This is a genomic window from Ruegeria marisrubri, from assembly GCF_001507595.1.
GTDB classification, from domain to species: domain Bacteria; phylum Pseudomonadota; class Alphaproteobacteria; order Rhodobacterales; family Rhodobacteraceae; genus Ruegeria; species Ruegeria marisrubri.
In genome coordinates, this window is record NZ_LQBQ01000017.1 from 1 (window position 1) to 3610 (window position 3610).

3 protein-coding genes and 2 pseudogenes are annotated in these 3610 nt (G+C 56.1%); 3 read left to right on the forward strand and 2 right to left on the reverse strand.

Going from position 1 to position 3610, the window contains the following annotated elements:
* Positions 1-279, forward strand: a pseudogene (locus AVO45_RS10655) (DDE-type integrase/transposase/recombinase); the annotation flags it as partial.
* 189 nt (positions 280-468) lie between these two features.
* Here the strand turns inward: AVO45_RS10655 and AVO45_RS10660 are convergent.
* The gene (locus AVO45_RS10660) at positions 469-1275 is read right to left on the reverse strand and encodes a hypothetical protein (protein WP_068346790.1); all 807 of its coding nucleotides are present in this window, start codon (positions 1273-1275) and stop codon (positions 469-471) included.
* Positions 1276-1497: 222 nt separating this feature from the next.
* The gene (locus tag AVO45_RS10665; RefSeq protein ID WP_068346792.1) at positions 1498-2130 is read right to left on the reverse strand and encodes a glutathione S-transferase family protein; all 633 of its coding nucleotides are present in this window, start codon (positions 2128-2130) and stop codon (positions 1498-1500) included.
* A 178-nt stretch (positions 2131-2308) separates the two neighbouring features.
* Between AVO45_RS10665 and AVO45_RS10670 the strand changes: the two genes are divergently transcribed.
* Together AVO45_RS10670 and AVO45_RS20035 are read left to right on the forward strand one after the other, a co-directional pair.
* Positions 2309-3013 carry an IS6 family transposase gene (locus tag AVO45_RS10670; RefSeq protein WP_068346793.1) on the forward strand — a complete coding sequence of 235 codons (705 nt, stop codon included), beginning with the start codon at positions 2309-2311 and terminating at the stop codon, positions 3011-3013.
* A 403-nt stretch (positions 3014-3416) separates the two neighbouring features.
* Positions 3417-3610 (forward strand): annotated as a pseudogene (locus tag AVO45_RS20035) (IS6 family transposase); the annotation flags it as partial.

Below are 3610 nucleotides of genomic sequence, written 5' to 3' on the forward strand. Positions count from 1 at the left end.
GAAACGATCCGGTTCTGGTGGAACAGGTTCGGCCCGATGTTCGCGTCTGAAATCAGACGACGGCGGGCGGAAAGATTGCGGTCCGGGCGGCAATGGCAGTGGCATGTCGACGAGGTTTTTGTGAAGATCAACGGCGAACGTCACTACATGTGGCGCGCTGTTGATCACGAAGGCGAAGTTCTGGAAGCCGTGGTCACGAAACGTCGAAACAAGCGAGCCGCCCTGAAATTCCTCAGAAAATTGATGCGGCGCTACGGTCGGCCGGAAGTTCTGGTGACGGCAGCGGGAGATAATCCTGTTCCCGAAGACTTGCGCTGACCGTTGTTCTTGCGTGAAGGACTGTCGACGCGATCCGAGACGCACAATGTCGAGTTGGAAGGTTATTTCCCTGTAGCGCTCACGCGTACGACGGGCAGCCTATGATAAGAGACCGGGCGGACAAGTCCCATTCCTTCGATGCGCGGCGTTCTATCGGAGATGCTTTTCCCGAATAGCGGAAAAACTTTCGAAAACTGGGCTTCTGCCGAACGTGGCAGGAAACTCGCCGCTAGGCTCCATATCCAAGATCATGTCGCAGTCTTCGGCAATCTTGCTGCAAACCCTTCTCATGGCAGTGTCGCCACTTGCATCTGCGGCCTTGCGACCGATGTTGGCACATCTCTGTACTAGGGTCATGTCTGCCGCGAACGCAGTGGTGCGATCCGCTTGCATTTGCACTGCGGGACATACCGCAGGCGCTGGCAGGTCACCGCTTAGAGCGGCCCGTTTGATAATCGCCGTTCCGTAGAGCATCGCAGCGCCGCTTAGTCGCCAGGCATTGTCGGCATCGGCTTTCTGTCCGGAATGCCAAAGCTTGAAAGCATGCAGCATAGATTGCTCAACTAAGGCAATCAGCTCAGCGATAAAGGAAGCTAGTAACGGGGGCGTTCTGTCTTCTCCCCTGTCCATCGGTTCCAGCTTGGCGATTTCCGCGTTGAGCCAATCTCGATACGTTCCGCGCGGCGCGGCGGCTTCATCGACATAGGCCCGCGCGGCTTCGCCAGTGATATCCAGTGTCTCAATCACCCCCGAGAGGTGCTGCTCCATTTGCATTTCCGAGAACAGGATCGAAGTCAGATCGCACCCCGGCCGGAAACTGTGGGACGACAGAGAGACCAGGTTTCCGCGAGACACCAAGCTATCGATGATCTGCATGGCATTCTTGAAGTCGACAGTGTCGATTGCAGTAATCCGATCAAGGAGCTCACCACGCTGCCATTGCCGCAATGCAAGCATGTGAACGAACTGTTGATGAACAGCTGTCAACTCAGCACGCAGCAGTCGAAGCAGGTCGTCGGTTTCCTTGTTCTACATTCTCTCATTATGCCAAAAAAAGGGGCTTTTGTCTTCGGGCGCACGGATTTTTGAAAAGCAGACTTTGAAGTTTGGGTCGGCAATGGCAGCTGCGTCCGCAAAGCAGCTACTGGAACAAACCGCAGCGATTGACCGAATGTATACTCAGGCTGGAGGCAATGCATGTGTCTCCATTGCGGCCTTGTAGGAACGGCTTGCATTCACAGATTTGCAAAGCGCGCTGAGCTTGGGTCGTGAGTCAAAGAGAGACGGTTTGTTGGCGTGCCACTCTGTCAGCATTGTGACGTAAAAATCCAGTGCGGTCAGACCGCTCGCTAAGAAGTAGGGATCGCCCGCAATCGCACCCTCCATGACATCGAAAAAGGCGTCGTAATCGACAGCCGCTTTTGCGCCGACCTCCTCAATCGCTTTGCTGCTGTTCGCATAGCGCGCAGGGTGGCCGAGGCGTGCTGCCGTCATGTAGCCTGAGGTCGTCATGACATTCAGCCAAAACAGATACTCTCCACGATTATCATCACCGGGCGCTGGAGCGACCCCACTCTCAGGATACATCTCGCCTAGCAGCGTAACAATCGCGGCAGTCTCTCCAATCGTCTTGCCATCCGCGTATCTAAGAGCCGGTATGCGGCCGGTTGGGTTTAGGCGCAGGAAATCTGCGGCGCGATGTGCGTCAGCGCCCATGTCCACGTAATGCAGTCGATAGTCTGCGCCGATTTCTTCAAGGACTGCCTGAACCACAATCGATCCCGCCAGATATTCCCAATAAAGCGTGAACATGCCTCGTCTTCCCCATGGTTCCGTTTTTCATGGCGGCTTCCTGTGCCCCAATGCTCAGTATGGCTGGGTGCGACTGCTTTGCACGCGTGATTTCATTTGGCTGCACTAAAGGAAACCTTTAGGCACTGTCAGAACAACCCAGCTTGAGACGGGGATGGCGATTTTGTAGCGTCCGGCCATGACCAAACGATCCCCGTTTCGCTATTTCAAAACCAGCCCCGAGATCATCCGGCTGGCGGTGATGCTGTATGTTCGGTTCCCGCTGTCGCTCCGGAACGTGGAAGATTTGCTACACGAGCGCGGCATCGACGTGAGCCACGAAGCCGTGCGGTTTTGGTGGCACAGGTTTGGCCCGATGTTCGCCGCCGAGATCCGGAAACGACGGATCCAAGGCATGTGCTCCAGCAAGTGGCGCTGGCATCTTGACGAGATGTTCGTGAAGATCAACGGCCGACGCCATTACCTTTGGCGGGCTGTGGATCACGAGGGCGAGGTTCTGGAAAGCTTCGTCACAAAGACGTGCGACAAGAAAGCCGCGCTGAAATTTCTAAAGAAAGCAATGCGAAAGCACGGGCGTCCGGAAGTGATCGTGACCGACAGGCTCAGATCCTACGGGGCTGCGCTGCGGGAAATCGGCGCAACTGATCGCCAGGAAACCGGACGCTGGTTGAACAACCGCGCCGAGAATTCTCATCTGCCGTTCCGACGACGAGAACGAGCTATGCTGCGCTTCCGGCGGATGCGAAGTTTGCAGAAATTCGCCGCAGTCCACGCCTCGGTCTACAACCTGTTCAATTCGGAACGAAGCCTCTCCTCAAGATCACATTTCAAGCTGAACCGCGCCGCCGCTCTAACCGAGTGGCGCGGTCTCTGCGCCGAATAAGGGACAGCCATCCTGCCCTTGTAGAGACGAGTTAGAATTGGTCTGACACCACCCCGTTGAGGGCTTCGATGAGAACTGGGTTGATGTCGAGCTTGGATTTGCCACGGACTTGACCGGTCAGGGTGGAACGCAGACCGTACTGCAGGGCGGCTATCGCGGCTCGTTCGGTAGTGATTATGACAGTCAAAGCCTTCAGCTAAGCCTGAAAATGTTGTTCTGACGGCTGACCGGTTGTCAAGTATGGCTCATCTATCGGTTTGAGAGAAGCGGTCCCGTCAACACGGGGTCGCGATCTGTTTTGGGCGGTGTCAGAAGGAATCCTTTTGAGGCGGGCAGGGCGGTTTCGCAGCTTTCGGTCATGCCCAAACGTGATCCATTCAAGTAATTCCACAGGGGCCCCGAGATCATCCGTTTGGCGGTCATGATGTACGTTCGCTTCCCGCTCTCTCTGCGGAATGTCGAGGACCTGCTGCACGAACGTGGAATCGACGTCAGCCACGAAACGATCCGGTTCTGGTGGAACAGGTTCGGCCCGATGTTCGCGTCTGAAATCAGACGACGGCGGGCGGAAAGATTGCGGTCCGGGCGGCAATGGCA